The following is a 25,240-nucleotide window of genomic DNA, read 5'->3' as shown; positions in this document are numbered from 1 at the left end:
AACGGCTTTAAGTAGTCTTTTGCAAATATCACGCCATATAAATGCCATTTAAAATTCAAACGCAAACAGTAGGCAATTGATATCTATAGTAATTAATAAACTAAAATCTACTACAGACCGCTCTTTGTGCATTTTTTACAAACATGTGAATAAATTATACTTACACGTCTAAATTTCAAACACTGATCGGTTATTGCTTGTACTTACGTATAAAGCAGCTAATCTAAAAGGCAATTAAATTTTTTTGCATCCAAATCACACCCTCAATCGTTTACTTAATGATAATAAGAAAAACAGGACCCCTATGGATAATGATGATTTACTCCCTCTTTTGTGCGCAACAGCACAAGGAGACAAAAATGCTTTCTCAAGCTTATATCAACAAACTAGCGGCAAACTTTTTGCTATTAGCTTAAATATGCTCACTAACAGAGCTTATGCAGAAGAGGCACTACAAGACGCTTTTATAAAAATTTGGCATAACGCATCTGAATATAACGCCTCTAAAGGCACCGTTATTAGTTGGATGATAAGTATAGTCAGATACAGAAGTCTTGACTCACTTCGCTATCACAAAGTACGAAAAGAGCAGTCGTTAGGCGATGACGAATATGAAAATGAAAGTGTTGACGTTAATTACGATGAAGAAACGAAACTGGTCAATTGTATCGAACAGCTTGAGCCGCAACAAAAACAAGCTATTCACTTAGCTTATTATAAGGGGCTGAGTCATAGCGAGTTAGTCGATCATATAGAAACGCCTTTAGGTACAGTTAAAAGCTGGATCAGGCGTGGGCTTATGCAGCTACAAAGGTGTTTAACATTATGAATTATAATAAACCCGAACTATTAGACGCGCTTGCTGGGCAGTACGTGCTTGGCACACTTAGAGGGCTTGCCCGAAAGCGTTTTCAGCGTCTGTTACTTAACTCAAATCAAACACGTGAAGCAACAAATATGTGGGAGCAAAACCTAAACAACTTAGCGAGTGCTATTGCACCGCAAACGCCACGTGACGATGTATGGGTAAATATACTACAGCGTATTGAAAACAGACCACAAACAAGTAAAACAGTCATACAAACCAAGCCTTCAATTTGGCGTACATGGTCTTTTGTGGCAACTGCCGCATGCATTGTTTTAGCCTTTTTGGTTATTCAGCCTAGTACCAATGTTATGCAAACTCAGCAAATTGCTTTGGTTCAAAATCAAGATAAACAATCATTGTGGTTTATTGATGTAAGCGAGCAAGGGCTCTCAATTAAAGCTAGCAGCCAATTGGTTGCTCAAACTAATAAAGATTATGAGCTGTGGATGATTTTAAAAGGTCAAGATGCACCTATTTCATTGGGTTTACTGCCCAAGCAAGGCAGTAAAATATTATTTAAAGATAACCGCTTCAACGCAAGTGATATCGCATTGTTAGCAGTGAGTTTAGAGCCTATAGGTGGCTCACCAAATGGCTCTCCCACTGAAGTGCTTTACACCACAGAGCTGGTACTTTTATAACCCGACTATTATGACCAAAGTTGGCTGCTTACACAAAGCAGCCAACCTACTTTTAAACTTTTTAACAAAAAATAAAATAATTTAACTTTTTTGCATCCAATTTAAATCTCGCCCCGTTATTAGCTATGACTTCAATCAAAATTAAAGGACAAAGTCATGAAAGCTTTAACTCCATCAATACTCGCAGTAGTAATATGTAGTACGTTTGTAAGTGCACCAAGTGAAGCATCTAGCCACAGAGAAGCGCCAAATATAAGCCGTTTCCCGACTTTAGATTCAACCGATTTTTATGTATTTAATAGTTACGAGCAAGGTCGTGATGATTACGTCACATTAATTGCTAATTACATCCCGCTGCAAGATGCATACGGCGGTCCTAATTACTTTGCAATGGACCCAGATGCTACTTACAGCATTCATATAGATAACGACGGCGATGCTGTTGAAGATATTACATTTGCGTTTAACTTTAAAAGCATGCTTCCTAATGATAACCAAGGTGTGCAATTAACTGTTGGACCTGAAGGTAATCAACGCACCGTATCTGTACCGCTTAAAAATGTAGGCGGTGTATCTGCTGGAGATAACAGCGCTGCAAATTTTAGCGAATCATACACAGTAAGCATGATAAGCGGCGCGCAGCGTACTGGCGAAACAACGCTACTAAATAACACTGCATCAAGCTCCAGCACATTTTCTAAACCGCTTGATTATGTGGGTAATAAAACATTTGGTTCAATGAGCGATTATCAAACTTATGCTGACCAATTTGTGTATCAGGTTTCAATTCCTAACTGTGAAAGCATGGCACAAGTTTTTGTAGGGCAACGTAAAGACCCATTTGTAGTTAACCTAGGTAAAACATTTGATTTAGTAAACTATGTACCTGTAGAGGGTGATAGCGCCCCAGGTGCTGGTGACGGCGGTGGTTTTCCTGGTGGCATAACACAATCAGCTGATAACGACGACCTTGCAGATAAAAACGTAACATCAATTGCTATCGAAATACCTAAAAGCTGTATTGTTGGTGAAGGTAACGGCGTAATAGGTTCATGGACAACAGCAAGCCTACCTCAAGCTCGCGTATTAAATCCTAATGCTAAATTTGCTAATAATGGTGTTAATGGTGGTGCTTTAACACAAGTTTCACGCTTGGGTAGCCCGCTTGTAAACGAGCTTGTAATTGGCATTAAAGACAAGGACACATTCTCCACTGCTCACCCTAAAGATGATGCACAATTTTTAGATTATGTATCTCACCCAGCACTACCAGAGTTATTAAACATTTTGTTTAAAGATGCTGTTAATACGACACTTGGAGCAAACTTAGAAACACTGGCACCCACAAACTTCCCGCGTACTGATTTAATCACTGCATTTTTAACAGGTTTTGCAGGAGTTAATCAGCAAGCAACTGTAACACCTTCAGAAATGCTACGTTTAAATACAGGCATTGCAGCAACAGCGCAAGCTGATCAATCTGCATTTGGTGTAGCGGGTAATGATTTAGCCGGCTTCCCAAATGGTCGTCGCCCGGGTGATGATGTGGTTGATATTGCACTTCGTGTTGTGATGGGTCGTTTATGTCATCCTATCCCTGTAAATGGTGAAGACACTGATTTAGGACTTTGTGCACCAGAGGATGCTAATACAGGCACAGTGCCATTTACAGACGGCGCACCTATTGATGCAACAATGATGGACTCAACATTCCCATACCTTGCAACACCGCTTGCTGGCTCTAAATAAGGAGTAAAATAATGCGTAATTTAAAAACTACCCATATTTGTGTTCTCCTCAGTGCATTAACATTGGGAGCATGTAGTAGCGATGATGATAAAAAACAGCCTACACCGGTTGTAAACACAGCGCCTACCGCAAGTGATGCAATGCTAACTACACAAACTGAGGTAAGCATTATCGATATGCTTAGCGCAACCGACAATGATGGCGATTCGCTTACTTATTCGTTAACAAGTGAACCAACTCTTGGAACTGTTACCGTTAATAGCGACGGTAACTTTACCTATACACCAAATAAAGAAGTGACAGGTTCAGATAGTTTTATGTTTGGTGTAAGTGATGGCTTTAATTCGCAAGTAACTGCAACAGTAAACATTACAATTGACGCACTACAAGTCGACTTTGCTCAATTTGCAACCGATGCATTTAATCAAGCGCCAAATGCAGAGCCGTTAACTGTTAACGGTCGGGTGTTTACAAACACAGATACCGATGTTGATGGATTAATTTCAACAAACGGTAACTAACCAAGTAATTAAGCTGACAGGCCATGGATGGCTTTTTTCAAAGGATATTTATAATGCATTTATCAATTTTTAAGTCCGTCGCATTTATTACTTTATGCCTAACGACCTTTGCATTAAGCGCTGCGCCTTTTACCCCAAAAGATGATGCAGTTATTGCTAACAGTAATTCAACGCTTAGTGCTTCTCTGTCTGTTGAGGAGATAAATACATTAGTCACTAACAGCCAATATGTAGGCCAAACAGAGCGTTTACAGGGGCTACTTAAAACCCGTTTAGCCCAGCTATATAAACAAACACCCTCATCTCAAATTGGTTACTTATATGCTCGCGTTTTACAAAAAGAGCACCTTTTCAACGAAGCTATTGATATTGCTAACAACGTTTTGATTAAAGAGCCACAGCATAGTAATAGCCATTTATTGCTAGCCAATATATTTATGACTCAAGGTAAGTTTGCACAAGCAAAAAAACACTGTGTCGCCTTAATTGGGCACGTAAGCACTATTACTGCTAGCACCTGTGTACTTGATGTACAAAGCCAACATGAAAGCGTTTTAGACAGCTACCAAGCATTAGTAAAAATTATAAATAATAATCAAACTAGCCTAGCTACAAACCATGTTTTAAGTGAAATGAGCTATCGTTTAAATAACTACAAACAAGCATTGTCTCACTTACAAAGTGTAGATTTAGTTCAAGCCCCTGTAAGCCTAATTGTTTTATGGGCCGATATTCAAATTGCTCTAAACCAACCACAACAAGTATTAAATACATTAAGCGTACTGCTTCCTGATAAAGGTAATTTAGAGGACGCTATTTTGCTAAGACTTTCAATCGCAGAAAAAAAACTGAATAAACGCGATAAAAAATGGCAAAATACAATGGCGCAAAGAGTTACGCTACGAGAGCTTCGTAAAGATTCTTTTCATGCAAGTGACTTAGCTAAATATTACCTTGATGTACAACCAAATCACGAAAAAGCACTTTACTGGGCTAATATTAATTGGCAGCAGGCTAAAATGAGCACCGATGAGCAATTACTTATTCAAGCAAAAGCGATGCAACGAGATACACTATGAAAACGCCTTATCTATTTATACTCACTTTAATGCTGTGCATTTTTTCAACTTACAGCTTTGCCCATCAACTAAGTACAAGTTATATAACCTTAAATAGCGAGCACAATAACGACACCAACAAAAATCTATACACGGGTACCTGGCAAATAAATATTGCCGACTTAGAGCACGCAGTGCCTCTGGATTTAGATAAAAACGGCCAAATTTCGTGGACAGAAATAAAAGCAAAACGCAGCTCAATTAATAACTTCATTAAAGAAAATTTAAATATCACGCAAAGCGCGCAAATATGCCCTTTAAAAAGTGAAGGTATCTATCAGCTAGATAACCATTTTAACCAACCTTATTTGGTTATTCCGCTGCAGTTTAGCTGTGATGACAATGAAGCAATCAGCCTTTCCTATTCCGCTTTTTTCAAAACTGATGCTAACCATAAATCCATCGTAAATATTAACGGTGTATCTCGTGTATTTAATATCAATGAGGCACAACAAACGTTCAGCTTTGAACAAACAAGTTATTTAAGTACCTTTAATCAATACGTTTACCAAGGTGTTTTACATATTTGGATTGGTATTGATCATATTTTATTTTTAATCGCTTTGTTACTTACCTGTGTTTTAAAACGCAGCGATAAAGCATGGCAAGGTATTAGCTCTAAAAAACACATTATTAAACACACAGCATGGATAGTAACCGCGTTTACGCTTGCGCATTCTATTACGCTTACCGCCACAGCTATGAACCTTGTATCACCAAATAGTCGCTGGGTAGAGCTTGGAATTGCTATATCTGTTTTATTTGCAGCATTAAATAATGTGTGGCCGTTGGTACTTCGTTTAGGTTGGCTTACTTTTGCTTTTGGTTTACTACATGGTATGGGATTTGCGAGCGTACTTGGCGAACTTGGCCTGTCGAGCGACTATCAACTGCTCAGTATTTTGGCGTTTAATTTAGGCGTCGAAATCGGTCAACTTAGTATATTACTGATAGCCTTACCAATACTCATTTATGTACGACACTACACTTGGTATAAAAAATGGTTAATGCCAATGGGCTCCGTTGCTATCGCAATTGTTGCACTTCAGTGGTCAATCGAGCGTTTTTAAATAGTATAAATAAAAAAGCTAGCCAAAATATTGGCTAGCTTACTTTTGGTTATTTATTTTTAGCGTTACTACGCTTTATCAAATGGCATCAGTAATGTTTTCATCGCAGGGCGAAGTGCTATGAGTACCGTTTCTTCGGTTAGCTCAGGGTAGAGTAACTTTCTAAGTAATAACCCTGCCATCATCGAAAAAATAACATTAATTCGGCTTTCAAGTTCACGCTCATCAATGTCTTTGAGCGCACTTCGCTGGCTTGTTAAAAGCTGCCTCATGCGCCCTCTTGCTTGAATATCGGTTTCACGCAAAAGAGTAGCGACTTTAATATTACGACCCGCTTCTGCCATCATATCTAAATCGATAACACATGAGCCTGTATCCATGTGTCTTTGCACACCAATATTTAAGCCATCTAAAAGAGCCGCCAAAACATCACCAGGGTGATCTTCAAACTTTTGAAAGATAGAGAACATTTCTTCCATGTCTTTTTCAATAATGCTTTCTATAATCGCTTCTTTGCTCTCAAAGTAATTATAAATATGGCCTGCACTCATCCCTGCCGTTTTAGATATTTCTGCCATGCCTGCACCGTGGTAACCTTTACGGCGAAAACACTCTGCAGCAGCTGTTAAAATTTGCTCACGCCTAGCAAGTGCTATCGCGGGATCTGTTTGCCTTTTTGCTTTAGGCTTCATGTTCAACTCCACTACCAAGTCATAAACTCAGTAAAGCAAGAGCTATAAATAGTCTCGCTATATAAATATGTAATGCGGCTTTAAAAGCCGCAAATATTATTTCTCTTCCTGAGTTGTTTCACTGGCTACATTCCATCCGCCACCAAGCGCTTTGTACAAGTTAATTTGACTCGCAAGATACGCTTGCTGACCCGCAATTAACTGCTGCTGCGCGCCGTACCACGTACGCTGAGCATCAAGTACTTGCAAGTAGCTATCTGCGCCTTTTTCGTAACGCATTTTTGATAAATCAAACGTGATTTGTCGACTACTTATAAGCATATCAAGGGCACTTAATTGCTCTTGGTAACCTTCTCTATCAGCAAGTGCATCGGCAACTTCACGAAACGCATTTTGAATTTTTTGCTGATACGTTGCCACTGCAATTTCTTGATCTGCTTTTGCTACATCAAGATTTGCTTGGTTACGTCCCATATTAAAAATAGGTAAGCTAATTGTCGGCACAAAACTCCATGTACCCGAGCCTGAATCAAACAAGCCACTTAAGTCACTTGAAGCAGACCCCGCATTGGCTGTTAAGCTTATGCTTGGATAAAACGCCGCTCGAGCAATACCAATATTGGCATTAGCAGCAAGCATTAAATGCTCAGCGGCTTTAATATCAGGGCGCTGTGATAGCAGATCAGACGGTAAACCAACGGGTACTTCTGGCATACTGATCAAGTTAGTCAGGTCTTTATTAGGCAGTAAATCAGCTGAAACAGATTTACCTACTAATAAATCTAAGGCACTTTTATCACGCTTTAACAAACGTTTGTACGTTGCTATGTCTACTTTTGCCGTAGCAACTGTGCTTTTAAGCTGCTCAAGGGTAATTGAAGACGTCGCACCTAAATCAAAGCTTTTTTGCGTAAGCGATAATGACTCCTGCTGAGAGGTAAGCGTTTCTTTTGCAAGCTCTAGCAGTTGCAAATCAGTTGCATAATTTAGCCACGCATTTGCCAACTCTGAAATTAAAGACACCTGCGTGCTGTATTGACTAAGCTCTGTAGAGTATAAGTTTTGCAGTGCTTGCGCTGATTGGTTACTTACCTTGCCCCAAATATCTAACTCGTAAGAGGTAATACCCACTGTTGCACTGTATTGCGAGCTAATAGCTGCATCGCCAGTACCTGATAAGTCAGCCGGTAAACGCTGGCGCGTACCTGAGGCAATTAAATCAAGGGATGGATACAAAGCAGAGTCTTCAATTTGATATAAACCACGCACACGCTGCACATTAAGCACTGCAATTTGCATGTCTTTGTTATGCTCAAGGCTTTGACTAATTAACGTTTGTAGTTTTTCGTCATTAAAAAACTGCTGCCAATTTAATTGCTGCGCAGCGCTTTGCCCAGTATCTGATGCATAAGTATCAGATACTGGTAGAGCAAGGTCTTTTTGCTCTGGCGCTAATTGGCAACCACTTAGCACCAATAAAGCAATTGCACTTAGGCTGAATGTTTTAATGCTCATTCTACGCTCTCCTTCGTTATCTCTTTAGCTTTGCCAGGAAATACACGGCGTACTAACACAAAGAATAACGGAACAAAAACAACAACTAATATTGATGATGCAAGTGTGCCGCCAATAATCGAAATACCTAGCGCATTTTGCGCACCAGAACCCGCGCTTGAGGCAATAGCAAGCGGTAAAACACCACAAATAAAGGCCATCGAAGTCATAAGTATTGGACGCAAACGTAGGCGAACAGCTGCAATAGCCGCATCAACTAAGCCAAGCCCTTCTTCCATTTTATGAATCGCAAACTCTACAATCAGTATCGCATTTTTAGATGCTAAACCAATGGTGGTCAACAAACCTACCTGCAAGTAAATATCGTTAGATAAGCCACCGCCAAGCGCTGCCATAATCGCACCAAATATACCCAGTGGCACAATCATCATTACCGCAAACGGTACTGACCAACTTTCATAAAGCGCGGCTAAACATAAAAATACAAACAACAGCGATAAGCCATATAATAAAGGTGCTTGACCGCTACTAGAGCGCTCTTGGAATGAAATACCGGTCCACTCAGACGAAATACCATTTGGTAATTGTTTAACTAAACGCTCCATTTCATCCATTGCTTGGCCTGTACTGTAACCTGGCGCTGCACTACCTTGAATTTCCATTGCTGAAAAACCATTGTAACGCTCTAAACGCGGCGAACCATACGTCCAGTAGGCACTAGCAAACGCTGAAAACGGCACCATATCGCCATTATCATTGCGTACATACCACTTATTTAGATCCTCAGGCACCATGCGAGATTGTGCATCACCTTGCATATACACTTTTTTCACTCGACCACGGTCAATAAAGTCATTCACATAACTACTACCCCATGCTGTCGAAAGTGTACTGTTAATATCGTTTTGCGACACACCAAGCGCTTCGGCTTTTGCAAGGTCTGTATCAAGTTGTAGCTCTGGCATATCTTCTTGTCCATTTGGACGCACGCCCGCTAAAATTGGACTTTGGCTTGCTAAACCTAATAACTGATTTCGTGCAGCTAAAAGTGCCTCATGGCCAAGACCTACACGGTCTTGTAAGAAAATATTAAAGCCATTAGCAGTTCCCAGCTCAACAATTGCAGGTGGCGGAAAGGCAAAAACAAATGCTTCTTTTATCGTTGAAAAGTAGCCCATCGCTTTACCTGCAACACCTTGAACAGATAACTCGTCACGCTGACGCTCATCCCAATGTTTAAGATTTACAAAGGCAATTGCTGAGTTTTGGCCAGACCCTGCAAAACTAAAACCAGTCACGGTAAAGATACCGTTTACTGCTTCAGATTGATCGTTTAAAAAGTGGTTTTCTACCTTTTTAACAACCTCAAGCGTTTGTTGTGTTGTAGAACCCGCTGGTAATGACACTTGGTTAAACAAAATACCTTGGTCTTCGTCAGGCAAAAATGCCGTTGGCAAGCTTGAGAATACATAAACCATACCGCCCACAATCACGCCATAAATAAGTAAGTAGCGTTTAGAGTGAGTAAGCATGCGCCCTACAAAGCTTTGTGCACCTGAATTTGTTTTATCAAAACCACGGTTAAAGCCTGTAAAAAATCGACCAAATAACGTGTCATTGTTATGTACATGGCTTGGTTTTAAAAGCGTTGCACATAATGCTGGCGTCAAAATAAGAGCCACTAAAACAGATAACCCCATCGCCGATACGAGTGTTATAGAAAACTGACGATAAATTATACCGGTAGAGCCACTAAAGAATGCCATTGGAATAAATACCGCAGAAAGCACCATGGCAATACCTACCAGCGCGCCTTTAATTTCATCCATAGATTTACGTGTAGCTTCAAGTGCCGAGAGTTTTTCCTCGGTCATTAAACGCTCAACATTTTCTACAACAACAATTGCATCATCTACCAATAAGCCTATGGCAAGTACCATCGCAAACATCGTTAGCGTATTTATTGAATAACCAAAGGTGTGTAAAATACCAAATGTACCTAGTAAAACTACAGGTACGGCAATAGTTGGAATAAGCGTTGCCCTAAAGTTTTGTAGGAACAAATACATCACTACAAAAACAAGTACAACAGCTTCAATTAATGTATGAATAACTTTTTCGATAGATAACGATACGAACGGCGTTGTATCGTAAGGTATTACGGCATCTAACCCCTCAGGGAAAAACGGTTTTAGCTCTTCAATTGCTTTTTTAACGCCCTCTGCGGTATCAAGTGCGTTAGCGCCACTGGCTAATTTAATACCTAAACCTGATGCAGGTTGCCCATCGTAACGAGCAACAACGCGGTAGCTTTCACCGCCAAGCTCTACTTTAGCAACGTCCTCTAGACGTACAAAAGAGCCATCTGGATTGGTTTTAACTAATATTTGTTTAAATTGCTCTGGCGTTTGTAATCGGCTTTGCGCCGTTACTGTTGCATTAAGTTGCTGACCATCAACGGCAGGCATACCGCCAAGTTGACCGGCAGATACTTGTGCATTTTGCGCACTAATTGATGCACTAATATCAGCAGGTGTAAGCTTATAATTTTGTAACTTTGCAGGGTCTAACCAAATACGCATCGCGTACTGAGAACCAAACAGTTGTACTTCACCTACGCCTTCAACACGCGAGACAATGTCTTGCACGTTTGATGAAACATAATCGCCAATATCAATATTGGTCATGCTGCCATCTTTAGACACAAAAGCATAAACCATTAAAAAGTTACGCGCTGATTTTGCAACTACCACACCTTGCCTTTGTACGGCTTCTGGTAATAGTGGAGTCGCTGTAGCTAGTTTATTTTGCACTTGAACTTGTGCAATATCAGGGTCAGTTTCAGCACTAAACGAAAGTGTAAGCGTAGCAGAACCACTCGACTCAGACGTAGATGACATATAAAGCAAGCCATCAAGCCCTTTCATTTTTTGCTCAATAACTTGCGTTACCGTATCTTCAAGTGTTCGTGCAGATGCACCAGGGTACGTTGCAGTAATACTCACTGCAGGTGGTGCAATTGAAGGATACTGCGAAATAGGTAAACTCCTAATCGCCAAAATACCTGCAAGCATCACTACAATAGCGAGTACCCAAGCAAATATCGGTCTATCGATAAAAAATCGTGACATTAAAACTCTCCGTTATTGCGCTTGATCGGCTTTAGCAGACGATTGAATTTCAGATGGGTTCACAGGTGCACCAGGGCGGATTTTTTGTAAACCTTCAACTATTAACTTATCGCCATCACTTAGGCCATCAGTAACAAGCCAATCAGAACCAATAGTTCTATCTACTTTCAATACGCGACTTTCTACTGTGTTGTCTTTACTGACAACCATTGCTGTTGGTTCGCCTTTTGAATTACGGCTAACGCCACGTTGCGGAGCTAAAATAGCACCCGCTTTAACACCTTCCACAATAGAAGCTCGGGCATACATGCCAGGCAGTAATAATTTTTCTGGGTTTGAAAATTTAGCACGCAGTGTTACTGAGCCAGTACTTGGATCAACGGTCACTTCAGAAAACTGCAATGTGCCTTTATGAGGATAAATAGAGCCATCTTCCATAATAAGTTCAACGTCAGTTTGACTAGCCGAATCGACAGTTAGAGTACCTGATGATATTGCTTTTTTAAGTTGGGTAAGCTCATTACTTGATTGTGTTAAATCGATATAAATTGGATCTAACTGAGTTACTGTAGCAAGTGCTGTACTTTGATTGGCACTTACGAGTGCACCCACTGTTACGCTTGATTTACTAATTTGACCACTAATAGGAGAAGAGACGTGGCTGTAATCGAGATTAATTTGCGCTGATTTTAACTGCGCTTTAGCTGTTAATAATTCAGCATTAGCTTGCTTATATGCAGCATCTGCTTCATCAAAATCTTGTTGGCTCACGGCTTTAATTTTTAAAAGCTCTTTATAACGCGATGCTTTTGATTTAGAGCTGGCAATGCTTGCCTCTGCGCGCGCTACGCTTGCTTCACTTGCTGCTAAGTCTGCTTCAAATGTAGCAGGGTCTATTTGATACAGTGCTTGGCCTTGTTTAACCTCATTACCTTCAACAAATAAACGAGATTGCACAATACCACTTACTTGTGGACGAATTTCAGCAATTTGAAATGCACTAATGCGACCAGGAAGTTCTTTTTTGAGAGTAAGCGCTTGGCTTTTTACTGTAATTACACCCACTGGGACAGCTTTAGGAGCTGAAGCTTGTGACTGCTCAGCAGCCTGATCACAACCAGTTAAAGCAACAGAACCGACGAGGGCTGATAATACAAATAAAGCGATGCGGGAACGCTGCATGTTAAATACCTTTTAGTTTAGAGTGAACGATCATTCTAAATTAAAATGCGCTGATAATGAAACTTAATAAGGAGAAATTTACACAAACTTACACTATTGAGTACAATATACGCCTTAGGTAGCATTTAATGTTAATTTGATGAAAATAGAATCAAAGCTGTTTGAAAATAAAGCAATTAAACAGATTGAAATAACCATTCATTTTAAGCACAGAACTTTTAAATAGGCACAAAAAAGCCAAGCAAAACAGCTTGGCTATTTATATAAACGACTATCTTACTTTTTTAAAGGGGGTTGTCGTTCTGTGGATTAATAACTCTTGAAACTAACAACTGCTCTACCCTAATGCCCTCTACATCAACAACTTCAAACTTAAAGCCTGAAAAAGTTAAATGCTCTGCACGTTTAGGGATTCGCTTCATACTGTAAATTAAAAATCCAGCGACAGTTTCATAGTGCATCTGATCTGGAAATTCTTCTATATCAAGTACCTTTGCTAAATCGGTAATTGGAGTTAACCCATCTACAAGCCATGAATTTTTATCGCGCTCTATAATTAATTCATCACCTTGATGAGTAATTAAATCTCCCATAAACCCTTTCATTAAGTCTTTTACCGTTACAATACCTACCGAAAGCGCGTATTCATTTACGACAACAGCAAATGGCTTTGCTGCGCTTTTAAACGCATTTAAGGCTTCTGATAGGCTTAATGTTTCCGGTAAGTAAAAAACATCTTTATCAATCAGCTCATCGTTTATATTGGCAGCTTCGCCTTTTAGTACTTGTCGTAAAATATCTTTAGATTCAACAGAGCCATGCAATTTATCTAAATTTCCTGACACTACTAAAAAGTGATTATGAGGGTGATCAATAATTTTGGTCGCAATATCATGGCTAGATTCGTTTAAATCAAAATAGACAATTTGGTCGCGTGGCGTCATTACGCTTGATAAAAACCGCGCTTCTAGGTCAAACACATTGCCAATGAGTTCATATTCTTGCTTTTGCAAACTACCATATGCAGCACCCGCTTCCATCATGGCAACAATGTCCTCAGTTGTAACGTTGTCTTCTCGCTCAGCAGGGACTTTAAATAAGCGCAGCACAAAGTTAGTTACCCCATTAAAAAACATCACTAGCGGAGTTAAGGCAAAGGTTACCCAGCGCATTATTGTAACGACTCTAACAGCGACAGCTTCTGGCATGATCATCGCTAAACGCTTTGGCATTAAATCGGCGAACAAGATAAACAGAGATGTAATAGTAAAAAATGAGAATAAAAAGCTAATTTTTTCTAAGTGTGCACCTTGATAAAAAAGCACTAAAACACTTTCAACATAAGGCGATAAAGCCTGCTCGCCCACAATACCACCCAATATTGCTATTGCATTGAGTGCTATTTGGATCATGGCAAAAAAAGCCCCTGGATTTTCTTGTAGCTTTAATACCGCTGCTGCTTTTATATTTCCTTCATCTGCCATCACCCGCAGTTTTATTTTACGCGACGCTGCAATTGCTATTTCTGACATAGCAAACAACGCACTGATCAAGATCAATAAGCTAATCCCGATTAAATCACCCATTTAACGCTCCAATAAGTTAGCGCTTTTTTAAACAAAAAGCAGCTGGATTATAATCGGTTTTTTAAACGCAGCAATTTATATTTACGAAATATATTTAAACTATTAATTTTCAATTATTTAAGAGGTAAAACAGTGAGTTTAAAGTACTTAAATTTTATTAAAGGCGACTTTTAATTGAGAAACTAAAGCCGGATCCATATTTATATTACAGGCAAAAAATAACGGAGACTGAGTTGTATTTAAATCAAGTAATGGTTCTAGTAACTCAAGCTTAGGCTCTGTTTTAACTCGATAGTTAAATTGCTTTTTGTTGAGGATAACAAAATCAAGTATATGGTGACGAGTGCTTATGAGTTTATCTATTTTATCTAGGCTATCGATGAGTAATAAATGCTTGCTTTCACTAAAGCCCCTTTCAAGCAAATAATGATGACTAAAGTTATCACGCAGTACTGCTATTTTGTATTTTTTAGCATCATTGAGAGTGTTTAACTTTATACCTCTGGATTTTAGACCATAAATGGCAGAGTCAAAGCTTTCCAGTTCACCTACCCAGTTAAACTTACTTTCTCTATTAGGTAATCGAACAATCGAAAATATACAGGTGTTTTTATCGCGTAGCGCTGCATTGTAGGATATGGCCCAACTATGCGCCAACATAGTGTAATTTATACCTGTACCTTCTAGCGCTTTATGAACTTTATCGACAGAGCGGCCAACGAGTTTGTTATCTTCATTAATGTACTGAAAGTCCGGAAATACTTCCGTTACTATTGTAATTTCAGCTGCATTAACTTTAATACAGCTAATGAACAATAAAAAGATCAACAATTTCATCTAGCGAGGCCTCAACCAACTCATTATATGTATTTAATAAATATAGCTGAGGCTTTGTGAACTGCTAGTTTTTAGTTATGTAATGCACACTTATACGCTGATAGTGCTAGCCTTTATAGCTTCTGCAGCTTACTTGTTCATCGCACTAATTAAAAAGGCTGAAATTTTAGCGCCTTCTCTAAGTGTCGTCTCAGAGCTTGATTGACCAACTAAAGAGCTGTCGGTAAATGGCGCTATCTCCATCATATCTGCACCCGTAATCGGGAACTCATCCGCAATGGCTGATAGAATATCAAGCGCATGCTGAGGCGTTAAACCGTGATGCTCTGGCGTACCTGTGGCAGATGCAAACTCTGCATCAAGTGCATCAATATCAAAGCTTACGTATATTTCATCAACGTTATCGGCTTTTAACTGTGCAATAGCGTCGGCAGCAACCGCTGCTGCGCCGCGTTCAATGATTTCATGTGCCCAGTGCTGTTTAACACCAAAAGTATTTTCCCAATGCGCTTTAGACTTGCCACTTGAGCGAATACCAAATTGTATTAAATGATGCGGCGCCGGTAAAAACTCTAGTATATGTGTACACCACGAGCCAAAACATAAATCAATACCTAAGCGCTCCACAAGTAAATCGGTATGCGCGTCAAAGTGAATAATAGCCGTGCGCTTACCTTGCTCACGTTTTGCTTTTAAGTACGCTTTAGTAAGTGGGTAACTAATTGAGTGATCGCCACCAATACCAAATAATCCTTTATCTTTAAACGTTGCGTAAAAACTGTCGCACACATCTTCAGTGATTGATAACGGGCTTACGTAATAATCGTTATCTTCATCACCATATAAGGCTTTTTGGCAATTAGAAATGGTTGCATCATTTAGGTATTTGTCATGAAGTAAATGTGGGATTACACGTACATCACCTAAATCAAACGAATGACACTGAGGTTGCTGATCAATTAATGCTGAGCGCACAAACAACGGACCCCAGTTTGCGCCGCGTAAAATACCACCGCCACAGTCTGAACTAATACCTAACATAACGGCTTTATGTGGTGAGTTTGGTAATTCGTTTAAAGACTCGCGCCACAAGTTATCAACGTTTTCAGTTTGTCCGTAAAGTTTATTACGTAGTGCGGCTTTGCGCTCTTTTGCAGTATTTACTGTGTATACACCATCGCCCGGTGCGCACAAACAGTGCTCAACTTTGTTTTTAAATGCTTCAAATTGTGTGCTCATAATAAACTCCTTCGGTTTTTATTCTGTACGTAGCTAATTAGTTTTGATTAGTTATGCAAAATTACTAAAAGTGCCTAAACTTCAAATAAATGCCACTTCGCTAAATAAGTCAGTGCTTAATATAAGTAAACACGTTAGCTATTACGTGTTCACTACAAACTTAAATCATTGAATTTGTTTGATATTAGCAAAGCTTTGTAATCATCACTTTAATTGTAGTTACGCGCTTGAGTGATACTTATTATGTCTGCTTGAACATGTCAACAGCGCAACAAGGCTACGTATATAAGTACTTGAGTGAATATTCATAGTTGGTGAATAAATCAAATTAGCCCTTAAAATTATTAAGGCTTTATTGGAAGAGTTAAGACAAAGCGGACAATCGTCCTGTACTTGATAAACGTTTCTAGCAATCATGCTAGATTGACAACAAATTATTATAAAAGGCTTAGCTATGGAAAAGGTATTTCACTTAGGACTATGTATTGACGATCTTAAAGGTGCAAAACTTGCGATTGTACCGGGCGATCCAGATCGTGCAGCACGTATTTCACAATTCCTAGACAACCCAACCTGCCTTGCTCAAACTCGCGAGTTTCATGTTTACTTAGGTCAATTAAACGGCCACTCTGTGGTTATATGTTCTACAGGTATTGGTGGTCCATCTACGTCGATTGCAGTAGAAGAATTAGCACAACTTGGCGTGCGTAAATTTTTACGTATTGGTACAACCGGTGCAATTCAGCCACACATTAACGAAGGCGAAATTTTAATTAGCCAAGCGTCTGTACGTTTAGATGGAGCTAGCCAACATTTTGCACCACTTAGCTACCCTGCTGTATCTGACTTTTATGCAACACAAGCTATGGTACAAGCATGTAAAAACCTAAATATCGATTTTCATATTGGCATTACTGCATCAAGCGATACATTCTACCCAGGGCAAGAGCGTTACGATACGCACTCTGGTTACGTTCCTAAATCACTACAAGGTAGCTGCGAAGAGTGGCAAAAATTGGGCGTGATGAACTACGAAATGGAATCGGCAACATTATTTACTATGTGTGCAGCCCTTGGATTACAAGCAGCATGTGTAGCAGGCGTACTTGTTAACCGTACTCGCCAAGAAATACCAAATGTAGATCACGGTGAAATTGAGCGTAAATCTGTAGCAGTAGTATTAGAAGCAGCTAAAGTATTACTTGATTAATACAGGTTATAGCAGTGAGTGAGTTAATTCGATAGAATTACTCGCTTTAATAAAGCACAGCTCCGGCTGTGCTTTATTGTATGCAAGCCACTATTTAAGTGGTGCGCTAATTACTTTAAGTGCTGGTAAATGCGTAAAACTGGCAAGCACAGCTTTTGCCACTTGCGACTGGTTTTCACGACCCGCTGTTTCGAGCAATGTTATTCCCTTCACCGTACTTTCGTTAAAGCTAAGCCCAGCTAAAAAGAACTGACTTAGTGCACTTTGTAGTGGCGATAAACTTGGACTGTAAGCTGCATTTTCGGCGTAACTTCCGTAAAAATCACCATCACTAAATGTACTTATTTTTACGGCGCTAAAGTTTTGACTGTAAGGCACGTACGCATTAAGTGCAAAACGCGCAAGGGTTTCATCAAGGCCATCAAAGCTAAAATTACCTTGCTGTGGTTTTGGGTTAAACAAGCTAAATTCGTTACCTAAATCGGTAGGTCCAAATGAATGCGGCAGTAATTCAGCAAGTTTAAATTGCTGATCAGGAAGTAAAATATCAAACTCTTTCGCATCAGCTAGTTCGTTCATAAACTGGCGACAATACCCACAAGGCGCATCGCTAATCGCAATTTTAACTATTTTTTTAGCGCCGTTTAACCATGCGTTATTTATAGCCGATTGCTCTGCATGAACCACTAAACTCAATGCTTGATGATCAAACTCTACATTCGCACCAAAGTAAAAGTTTACCTCACCCTTTTCATCAAGCGCTTTAACAATTGCGCCTACATGAAAATCTGACACTGGCGCAACGGCATACTCAGAAGCTAAAGGCACTAAACCTTGTAGTAATACATCATCAGACACATTTAGCTGTGCACATAACTGTTTAATATTATTAGAATTTAATATGCCACGTTGTGATTTTAATTGACAACGTAATGACGCTGTTTGCGCTACGCTTAATGTGAAGTGCGAATTTGTAAGTGCTGTATCTTGCTGTACAGTAAAAGTTGCTGAAGCCATAATATTTTTTAATTATTCAATGGCTAAGTAGTTTAAAAGGTTAGGGTGTTAAATACCAGCCTATTTAACGCAAAAAAAGGGAGCACATCGCGTGCTCCCTTTTAATATCAATAGGTATACCTAACAAAATAAAGTGTTAGCCGGTATTACGCATACCTGCAGCTATACCTGTCATCGTGATCATTAACGCATTATCAATGTCACCTTCGTTTCGTTTTTCCTCTGAGCGAGCACGGCGTAAAAGCTCAACCTGTAATAGGTTAAGTGGATCGGTGTACGGATTACGTAAACTAATCGACTCCTTAATCCAAGGTTGTTCGGCGAGTAGGCTTTTTTGTGGGCTAAGTGATTGCACCAAGCTAATCGCTTCTTGAAGCTCTTTACGAAGTGTTACACCCAATGGTTTGTACATATCTTCCACCAGCGCATTATCGTAATGCTCACTCAACCAGCAATCGGCTTTACTAAATACCATTTCTAGCATTTCTAGGCGCGATCTAAAGAATGGCCACTGTAGGCTCATTTCGTTTAGGGTTTCTGCGCCGTACTTATTAAGCGCAGCTTTTAAGCCAGTTAACGCACCTAACCATGCAGGAAGCATTAAACGGTTTTGGCTCCACGCAAAAATCCATGGAATAGCACGCAGGCTTTCAACGCCACCATTAGGATTACGTTTTGCTGGACGCGAGCCAAGCGGCAACTTAGACAGCTCAAGCTCAGGCGTTGCCATTCTGAAGTAAGGTACAAAGTTTTCATCGTGGCGAACTACATTACGGTAATGTTCACACGACTCCTCACTTATTAGCTTCATTACTTCGCGCCACTGCGGTTTTGGTTCCGGCGGCGGTAATAAGTTACTTTGTAGTACTGCACCTGCGTAAATATTTAAGCTTTGCAGTGCTACATCAGGTAAACCAAATTTAAAGCGGATCATCTCGCCTTGCTCGGTTACACGCAAACCACCTTTTAACGAACCTGGCGGTTGTGAATGCAGCGCTTGTGCAGCAGGTGCGCCACCACGCCCTACTGTGCCACCACGTCCGTGGAATAAAATAAGTTCAATACCACGCTCATCAGCAAGCTGCACTAGTTTATCCATAGCTTCGTACTGCGCCCAACCTGCTGCCATCATGCCGGCATCTTTAGCAGAATCAGAGTAACCAATCATTACATTTTGGGTGTTTTTAATGTGCCCGCGATACCACACATTATCAAGTAATGTAGTAATTACATCACTGCCTGCGTTTAAATCGTCGAGTGTTTCAAATAACGGTGCTACTGGTAAATCAAAGCTACAGCCGCTTTCTTTTAGCAATAATTGTACTGCTAAAATGTCTGATGCTGTTCGCGCCATCGAAATAATATACAAGCCAAATGTTTGTTCGTCTTGCTTAGCAATAACATCAAAGGTGTCTAGCACTTCTTGAACATCAGGGCTTGGTTGCCAATGTTTTGGAATAAGCGGTCTGCGAGAGTTAAGTTCAGTAAGTAAAAAAGCTTGTTTATCTTGCTCTTGCCATTGGTTGTAGTCGCCTAAACCTAAATAACGAGTCAGCTCAGAAAAAACATCGCTGTGACGAGACGAATCTTGGCGCACATCGAGTTTAGCCAAACGCAAGCCAAAGCTATTAATACGGTACAGTAAATCAAGCAATAATCCATCAGCAACTACTTTCATATTACACTTTAATAACGAGCGGTAGCACACCTCAACCGGATGCTTAAGCTGATTAATATCGGTAATTAAATCTTGTGAATCGCTACGCTTATTTTTAATTTTAGCGCCCAAGTGAGCCACGGTCTCTGCAACTTGGTTTTTAAGCTTTTTGATCACCGCTCTGTATGGTTCAAAGTCTTGACCTGCCAACTCAATAAGCTCATCACTGGCGTCTGACATAGAGAGTTCAGCGCATAACGTTTTTAAATCTTGAATATATAAGTTAAGCGCCATCCAACGACCGTGGTCAAGCACCTCTGCTGTAACCTGCGATGTTACGAATGGATTTCCATCACGGTCCCCACCCATCCAAGATGTGAACTCAATAGGGCTGTAATCTTTTGGTAGCTCTAAACTTAATTGATCTTTAACATTGGCTGAAAATTCACGTAAAAAGCGCGGAACAGCGTGCCAAAGACTGTTTTCGATTACCGCATAACCCCATTTAGCTTCATCAACTGGCGTTGGGCGAGAGCGACGAATGTCGTCGGTATGCCAAGCCTGGCTAATAAGCTGTTCAATACGATTTAAAATAGCATCTCGCTCTAGCGGTAAGTTATCTTTTCGCTCTAATGACGCTAAGCAATCACTTAGTTCAACATGTTTGTTAATAATAGTACGGCGCGTCACCTCGGTTGGGTGGGCGGTTAATACTAAGTTTATGTGGAGTTTTGAGAGTGTTTCGGCCAAATGATTACTATCTAGCTGGCCTTGTTCTGCTTTTGTAACTAACGTTTTTAATGTTTGAGTGAGAGGGTTTTGTTGACCAAGGCCAACGTCATTAAAACGCGAAACGGTATGAAATTGTTCTGCTACATTAGCAAGGTTTAAAAAATGATTAAATGAACGGGCAACCGGCAAAAGCTCTTCATCACTAAGCGCATGTAAAACATCTATTAGCGCTTGTCTGTCGTCTTCATTACCACTGCGAGATGATTTAGATAAAGCCCGAATTTCTTCTACTTTATCTAAAATAGCTTGGCCTTGAGCATCCTTAATAGTTTGTCCTAGTAATTGCCCAAGTAAATTTACATTACCTCGCAAGGCGGCATATTGTTCACTCATTTCTCATTCTCCTTTGTTTCGTAGGACACTATTAATATCATCATGAAGAGATATTTAATAGATCCATTTGCAATGTCTTGTCGTAAAAAAGTATATATAAAATAATCACAAAGCAATTACATGATCATTTTTTACGACGGAAACTGCCCACTTTGTAGCACCGAAATGCAGCAACTAAAACATGCAGACTCTAAAAATCTAATTACGCTTGAAGATCTTAACGCGAGCGACTTTAGTGAACGCTACCCGTATATTGATAAAGACAAAGCAATGAACTACCTGCAAGCCCAAAAGCAATCAGGTGAAATGATTTACGGGCTTGATGTAACGTACGAAGCATGGAAAATAGTGGATAAACACAGCTGGTTGAAAATTTTTCGCTTGCCAATAATTCGCTTTTTCGCTGACTGCGGATACCTGTTATTTGCTAAATATAGGCACCCCATCAGTCGCTTTTTAATGCCAAATACTCAGTGCAGTAACGGCCAATGTGGACTAAAAGCAAAAGGTGATAAATGAAAACTATTGTTTTATTCGGCGCAAGCAGTGCCATAGCAAATGCATATATAGAACATCTACAAATAAACACGCCTACTCATCAAATTGTTTGTATTAGTTCAAAAAGTATTGAATCTGGTTCAAGTGTTGTCCACCTGCATACTGACTACACAAAACAAAGTTTAGCGCGTGTTACTAATTACCTGAAAGAGCAAAATGCCGATATACAACAAGTTATTATATTCAATGGTAAACTGCACAACGAAACCCATATGCCTGAAAAAAAGCTAGAGGATTTAGACGCTGAGTATTTTAGCCAACTTCTAAATTCAAACACCCTAACTCCCCTACTTTGTTTGCAGAGTATTTTGCCTCTTTTAACACACAAAACGCAGTGCACTATTACAGCACTCAGTGCGCGTGTGGGCAGCATCAACGACAATAAATTAGGAGGTTGGTATACGTATCGCGCCTCTAAGGCTGCGCTTAACATGCTATTTAAAACCGCAGCGATTGAACTTGCACGCAGAGCTAAAAATACCAAGCTCGTTTTATTTCACCCAGGGACTACTGATACTGCGCTTTCAAAGCCATTTCAAAAAAACGTACCTGCTGGAAAACTCTTTACAGCTGAATTTGTAGCCAAGCAGCTTTTTACACTTACTTTTAATAACCCTCATTTAGAACTCAATGGTGAGCCTGCCTACTTAGATTGGCAAGGCGAAACCATACCGTGGTAAGGACCTTTAATGCATTTTACTAAAGAACGCATAAACGCACTTGAAAAACATACCCGTACTCATTTAATTAATTCGCTTTCGGGTTTTAAAAGCGCCAACTTAATTGGCACGCAAGACAAACAAGGCAATACTAATCTCGCCATTGTTAGCTCAGTTATTCATTTAGGTGCTCACCCGCCGCTAGTTGGGATGATAATGCGCCCAAATAGCGTGCCTCGCCATACGTTCGAAAACATAATCGAAACTGGTAGTTACACCATTAACCAGGTTAATAAGGCTATTTATAAGCAAGCTCATCAAACATCAGCCCGCTACAATAAAGGCGAGTCGGAATTTACAGCGACAGGTTTAACGACCGAATATTTAAATGACTTTGCAGCGCCTTTTGTTAAAGAAAGCCGCTTAAAGTACTCGGTTAAATTTGTAGAAAACCAACATTTAGCCATCAATGGCACAGAGCTTGTAATAGGTGAAATCACTGATGTGTATTTAGATGAAGTAGCACTTCAAAGTGATGGCTTTTTAGATTTACAGGCTATTGAAACGGTGGCAGTAACCGGGCTTGATAGCTACCACACAAGTAATAAACTCACGCGTTTACCTTACGCTAAAAAATAATATGCCATTTTAAGAGGCTATAAACTAATAGCCTCTTATCGCATAACATTGAATTTTACCTTGGTATTAATCACACTAGCTAAAAATCCAAGGAGAAAAATATGACCACCATCGGTATTGGTACACAATCAAGCGAGCAAGCGCTGGCAAGCCTAAGTAACATGACGCAAACGCTGACCCCTATCGCAGCTGACGAACATTTAGAGCGCATAGCCAAGGCTCAAGCGTATATGCTAGCAAACAACATAGATGCAATTTATTTAAACGCTGGCACCAACCTTACCTACTTTACAGGCATGAAATGGTACGCGAGCGAACGTATGGTTGGCGCGATATTACCCGCCCTTGGTGAAGTACAGTACATTGCGCCTTATTTCGAAATTGGTTCACTAAACGGGTTTAAAGTAATAGATGGGCCTATTCATGGGTGGCAAGAGCACGAAAATCCTTATGCACTTTTTGTCGAAGTATTAAAAAAGTTAAATATTAATGAAAACGCAACTATTGGCATTGATGAAAGCGCACAATTTTTTATATTCGACGGCATTAATAAAGCACAAATGGGTTTAACCCTCATAAATGCACAACCTGTAACGGCGCATTGCCGTATGCATAAATCAGTTCATGAACTTAGCTTAATGCAACGCGCGATGGACATGACCTTAGCCGTACATCAAGCCACAGCAAGCATGCTTTATGAGGGGATAACCACCACCGAAGTAGAAGCTTTTATTAAGCAAGCACACCAAAAAGTAGGTGCACCAGGTAACTATTTTTGTATTGTTTTATTTGGTGTTGCAACGTCTTTCCCGCACGGTGTTAAAGATGCCCAAATACTTAAAAAAGGCGATATGGTGCTAATTGATACTGGCTGTAAAGTACACGATTACTTATCAGATATAACCCGTACCTATGTATTTGGCGAACCAACAATGCGCCAACGGATGTTTTGGGATCATGAAAAAGCAGCGCAAATGGCCGCGTTTAATGCAGCTAAAATTGGTGCTACGTGCGAAGACGTTGACGCGGGCGCACGTAACTATTTAGCAGCGCAAGGGCTAGGCCCGCAGTACCAAACACCGGGTTGCCCGCATCGAACGGGGCACGGCATTGGGCTAGATATTCACGAATGGCCATACTTAGTTGGCGGTGATAAAACCCCACTTGCCCCAGGCATGTGCTTTAGTAACGAGCCAATGTTAGTTATACCCGATGAATTTGGCGTGCGTTTAGAAGATCATTTTTACATGACCGACAACGGCCCTCATTGGTTTACACAACCAAGTTATAGTATTGACGACCCATTTGGCCTTAACGCTTAAAACTGAATACCTTCAAGAGCAGCTGCTTAGCTGCTCTTTTTAGTTTGGCATTGATAAAGTGCAGTTCATCCCAATATCCCCTGTTATACCAAAGCAATCCTCAAAAGGATAAATATGAAAAACTTTAAAATTGATATAGTTTCAGACGTAATGTGCCCTTGGTGTGTAGTGGGTTATAAAAACCTAGAAACTGCGCTAGAGCAACTCAAAGACGAAATGAGCGCAGATATTACGTGGCATCCTTTTGAACTAAACCCAGATATGCCAATTGAAGGTCAAGACTTAAACGAACACTTAATGCAAAAGTACAACCTAACAGAAGAGCAAGGCGACGAAAATCGTAAAAACATGTTCGAAGCTGGTCAACGTGCTGGGTTTACCTTTAATTTTGATGGCAAACGCATCATGATCAACAGCTTTGATTTGCATCGTTTATTAATGTGGGCACGTGAAGAAGGTAAGCAAACGAAGCTAAAACTCGCCTTTTTTGAAGCACATTTCACCGATTTAAAATACTTAAATCAGGAAGACGCTCTGCTTGATGTAGTAGCAAGTGTTGGCCTTGATAAAGAAGAGGCACGTAGTATTTTACACTCAGACAAATACGTACAAGACGTACGCCAAGAGCAAGACAACTTTAAACAAATGGGCATTACGTCAGTACCTACGTTTATCATAAACGATAAGTATGCACTTACTGGCGGACAACCAAGCGACTCATTCATTCAAGCACTAAAACAGATTAGTGAAGAAGAAGCCAAGGAAGACGCTTAATACACAAATAAAGTTTAAAATTAAGAAAGGCTGCGCAATGCAGCCTTTCTTGTTTATTCATCAGTTCAAAAACAATACAAATTTATTATTTACCTTGAATCTCTTTTGGTGTCATTATAGAAACGACCTC

The 25,240-nt window shown here is 40.0% G+C and carries 21 protein-coding genes; 12 read left to right on the top strand and 9 right to left on the bottom strand.

Annotated elements, in window-relative coordinates; genetic code table 11:
- Positions 1-304: 304 nt before the first annotated feature.
- From H5087_RS03070 to H5087_RS03045, 6 genes are all read left to right on the top strand, one after another.
- Entirely contained in the window at positions 305-829 is a 525-nt protein-coding gene (locus H5087_RS03070) for a sigma-70 family RNA polymerase sigma factor (protein ID WP_007582398.1), read from the top strand.
- Complete coding sequence (locus H5087_RS03065) at positions 826-1,509, top strand: anti-sigma factor domain-containing protein (RefSeq protein ID WP_182671128.1); 684 nt, start codon at positions 826-828, stop codon at positions 1,507-1,509. The genes H5087_RS03070 and H5087_RS03065 overlap by 4 nt, the downstream gene beginning before the upstream one ends.
- Before the next feature lie 156 nt (positions 1,510-1,665).
- The gene (locus H5087_RS03060; protein ID WP_182671127.1) at positions 1,666-3,258 is read left to right on the top strand and encodes a DUF4331 domain-containing protein; all 1,593 of its coding nucleotides are present in this window, start codon (positions 1,666-1,668) and stop codon (positions 3,256-3,258) included.
- An 11-nt stretch (positions 3,259-3,269) separates the two neighbouring features.
- Positions 3,270-3,779: an Ig-like domain-containing protein gene (locus H5087_RS03055; RefSeq protein ID WP_182671126.1), complete on the top strand. Its 510-nt coding sequence runs from the start codon at positions 3,270-3,272 to the stop codon at positions 3,777-3,779.
- Between the two features lie 53 nt (positions 3,780-3,832).
- Entirely contained in the window at positions 3,833-4,858 is a 1,026-nt protein-coding gene (locus tag H5087_RS03050; RefSeq protein ID WP_182671125.1) for a hypothetical protein, read from the top strand.
- Complete coding sequence (locus tag H5087_RS03045) at positions 4,855-5,967, top strand: HupE/UreJ family protein (RefSeq protein WP_182671124.1); 1,113 nt, start codon at positions 4,855-4,857, stop codon at positions 5,965-5,967. Before H5087_RS03050 ends, H5087_RS03045 begins: the two co-directional genes overlap by 4 nt.
- A gap of 68 nt (positions 5,968-6,035) precedes the next feature.
- On the opposite strand, the gene H5087_RS03040 is transcribed toward H5087_RS03045, so the two are convergent.
- The 7 genes from H5087_RS03040 to H5087_RS03010 form a co-directional block, all read right to left on the bottom strand.
- Positions 6,036-6,659, bottom strand: a complete 624-nt coding sequence (locus H5087_RS03040) for a TetR/AcrR family transcriptional regulator (RefSeq protein WP_182671123.1) — start codon at positions 6,657-6,659, stop codon at positions 6,036-6,038.
- A gap of 96 nt (positions 6,660-6,755) precedes the next feature.
- Positions 6,756-8,174: an efflux transporter outer membrane subunit gene (locus H5087_RS03035; RefSeq protein WP_182671122.1), complete on the bottom strand. Its 1,419-nt coding sequence runs from the start codon at positions 8,172-8,174 to the stop codon at positions 6,756-6,758.
- Positions 8,171-11,305, bottom strand: a complete 3,135-nt coding sequence (locus tag H5087_RS03030; protein ID WP_182671121.1) for an efflux RND transporter permease subunit — start codon at positions 11,303-11,305, stop codon at positions 8,171-8,173. The genes H5087_RS03035 and H5087_RS03030 overlap by 4 nt, the downstream gene beginning before the upstream one ends.
- 12 nt (positions 11,306-11,317) lie before the next feature.
- Positions 11,318-12,487 carry an efflux RND transporter periplasmic adaptor subunit gene (locus tag H5087_RS03025; RefSeq protein WP_182671120.1) on the bottom strand — a complete coding sequence of 390 codons (1,170 nt, stop codon included), beginning with the start codon at positions 12,485-12,487 and terminating at the stop codon, positions 11,318-11,320.
- Between the two features lie 284 nt (positions 12,488-12,771).
- Positions 12,772-14,073: a hemolysin family protein gene (locus tag H5087_RS03020; RefSeq protein WP_002959027.1), complete on the bottom strand. Its 1,302-nt coding sequence runs from the start codon at positions 14,071-14,073 to the stop codon at positions 12,772-12,774.
- Between the two features lie 147 nt (positions 14,074-14,220).
- Positions 14,221-14,910 (bottom strand): transporter substrate-binding domain-containing protein, encoded by a 690-nt coding sequence (locus tag H5087_RS03015; RefSeq protein WP_182671119.1) that lies wholly within the window; start codon positions 14,908-14,910, stop codon positions 14,221-14,223.
- A 129-nt stretch (positions 14,911-15,039) separates the two neighbouring features.
- The gene (locus tag H5087_RS03010; RefSeq protein ID WP_182671118.1) at positions 15,040-16,149 is read right to left on the bottom strand and encodes an arginase family protein; all 1,110 of its coding nucleotides are present in this window, start codon (positions 16,147-16,149) and stop codon (positions 15,040-15,042) included.
- A gap of 454 nt (positions 16,150-16,603) precedes the next feature.
- Here H5087_RS03010 and udp point away from each other — a divergent pair, with 454 nt between their 5' ends.
- Positions 16,604-17,359 carry a uridine phosphorylase gene (gene udp, locus H5087_RS03005; RefSeq protein ID WP_007375563.1) on the top strand — a complete coding sequence of 252 codons (756 nt, stop codon included), beginning with the start codon at positions 16,604-16,606 and terminating at the stop codon, positions 17,357-17,359.
- Positions 17,360-17,449: 90 nt separating this feature from the next.
- Here the strand turns inward: udp and cdd are convergent, their stop codons facing one another.
- Both cdd and ppc read right to left on the bottom strand, forming a co-directional pair.
- Positions 17,450-18,376 carry a cytidine deaminase gene (gene cdd / locus H5087_RS03000; RefSeq protein WP_182671117.1) on the bottom strand — a complete coding sequence of 309 codons (927 nt, stop codon included), beginning with the start codon at positions 18,374-18,376 and terminating at the stop codon, positions 17,450-17,452.
- Between the two features lie 136 nt (positions 18,377-18,512).
- Entirely contained in the window at positions 18,513-21,158 is a 2,646-nt protein-coding gene (ppc, locus tag H5087_RS02995; protein WP_024594555.1) for a phosphoenolpyruvate carboxylase, read from the bottom strand.
- Between the two features lie 120 nt (positions 21,159-21,278).
- Between ppc and H5087_RS02990 the strand changes: the two genes are divergently transcribed.
- From H5087_RS02990 to H5087_RS02970, 5 genes are all read left to right on the top strand, one after another.
- Entirely contained in the window at positions 21,279-21,677 is a 399-nt protein-coding gene (locus H5087_RS02990; protein ID WP_182671116.1) for a thiol-disulfide oxidoreductase DCC family protein, read from the top strand.
- On the top strand, positions 21,674-22,396 hold the full coding sequence (locus H5087_RS02985; RefSeq protein WP_182671115.1) for an SDR family NAD(P)-dependent oxidoreductase: 723 nt from the start codon (positions 21,674-21,676) through the stop codon (positions 22,394-22,396). Before H5087_RS02990 ends, H5087_RS02985 begins: the two co-directional genes overlap by 4 nt.
- Before the next feature lie 9 nt (positions 22,397-22,405).
- Positions 22,406-23,014, top strand: coding sequence for a flavin reductase family protein (locus H5087_RS02980; RefSeq protein WP_149593093.1), 609 nt, complete (start codon positions 22,406-22,408; stop codon positions 23,012-23,014).
- Positions 23,015-23,115: 101 nt separating this feature from the next.
- Positions 23,116-24,336 carry a Xaa-Pro peptidase family protein gene (locus H5087_RS02975; protein ID WP_033029765.1) on the top strand — a complete coding sequence of 407 codons (1,221 nt, stop codon included), beginning with the start codon at positions 23,116-23,118 and terminating at the stop codon, positions 24,334-24,336.
- A gap of 114 nt (positions 24,337-24,450) precedes the next feature.
- Positions 24,451-25,110, top strand: coding sequence for a DsbA family oxidoreductase (locus H5087_RS02970; RefSeq protein ID WP_182671114.1), 660 nt, complete (start codon positions 24,451-24,453; stop codon positions 25,108-25,110).
- Positions 25,111-25,240: the final 130 nt, after the last annotated feature.

Origin of the sequence: Pseudoalteromonas sp. SR43-7 (assembly GCF_014163785.1) — a bacterium.
Classification (GTDB): domain Bacteria; phylum Pseudomonadota; class Gammaproteobacteria; order Enterobacterales; family Alteromonadaceae; genus Pseudoalteromonas; species Pseudoalteromonas distincta.
Note: the sequence above shows the minus strand (reverse complement) of the source record. Positions and strands in the feature narration are given on the sequence as shown.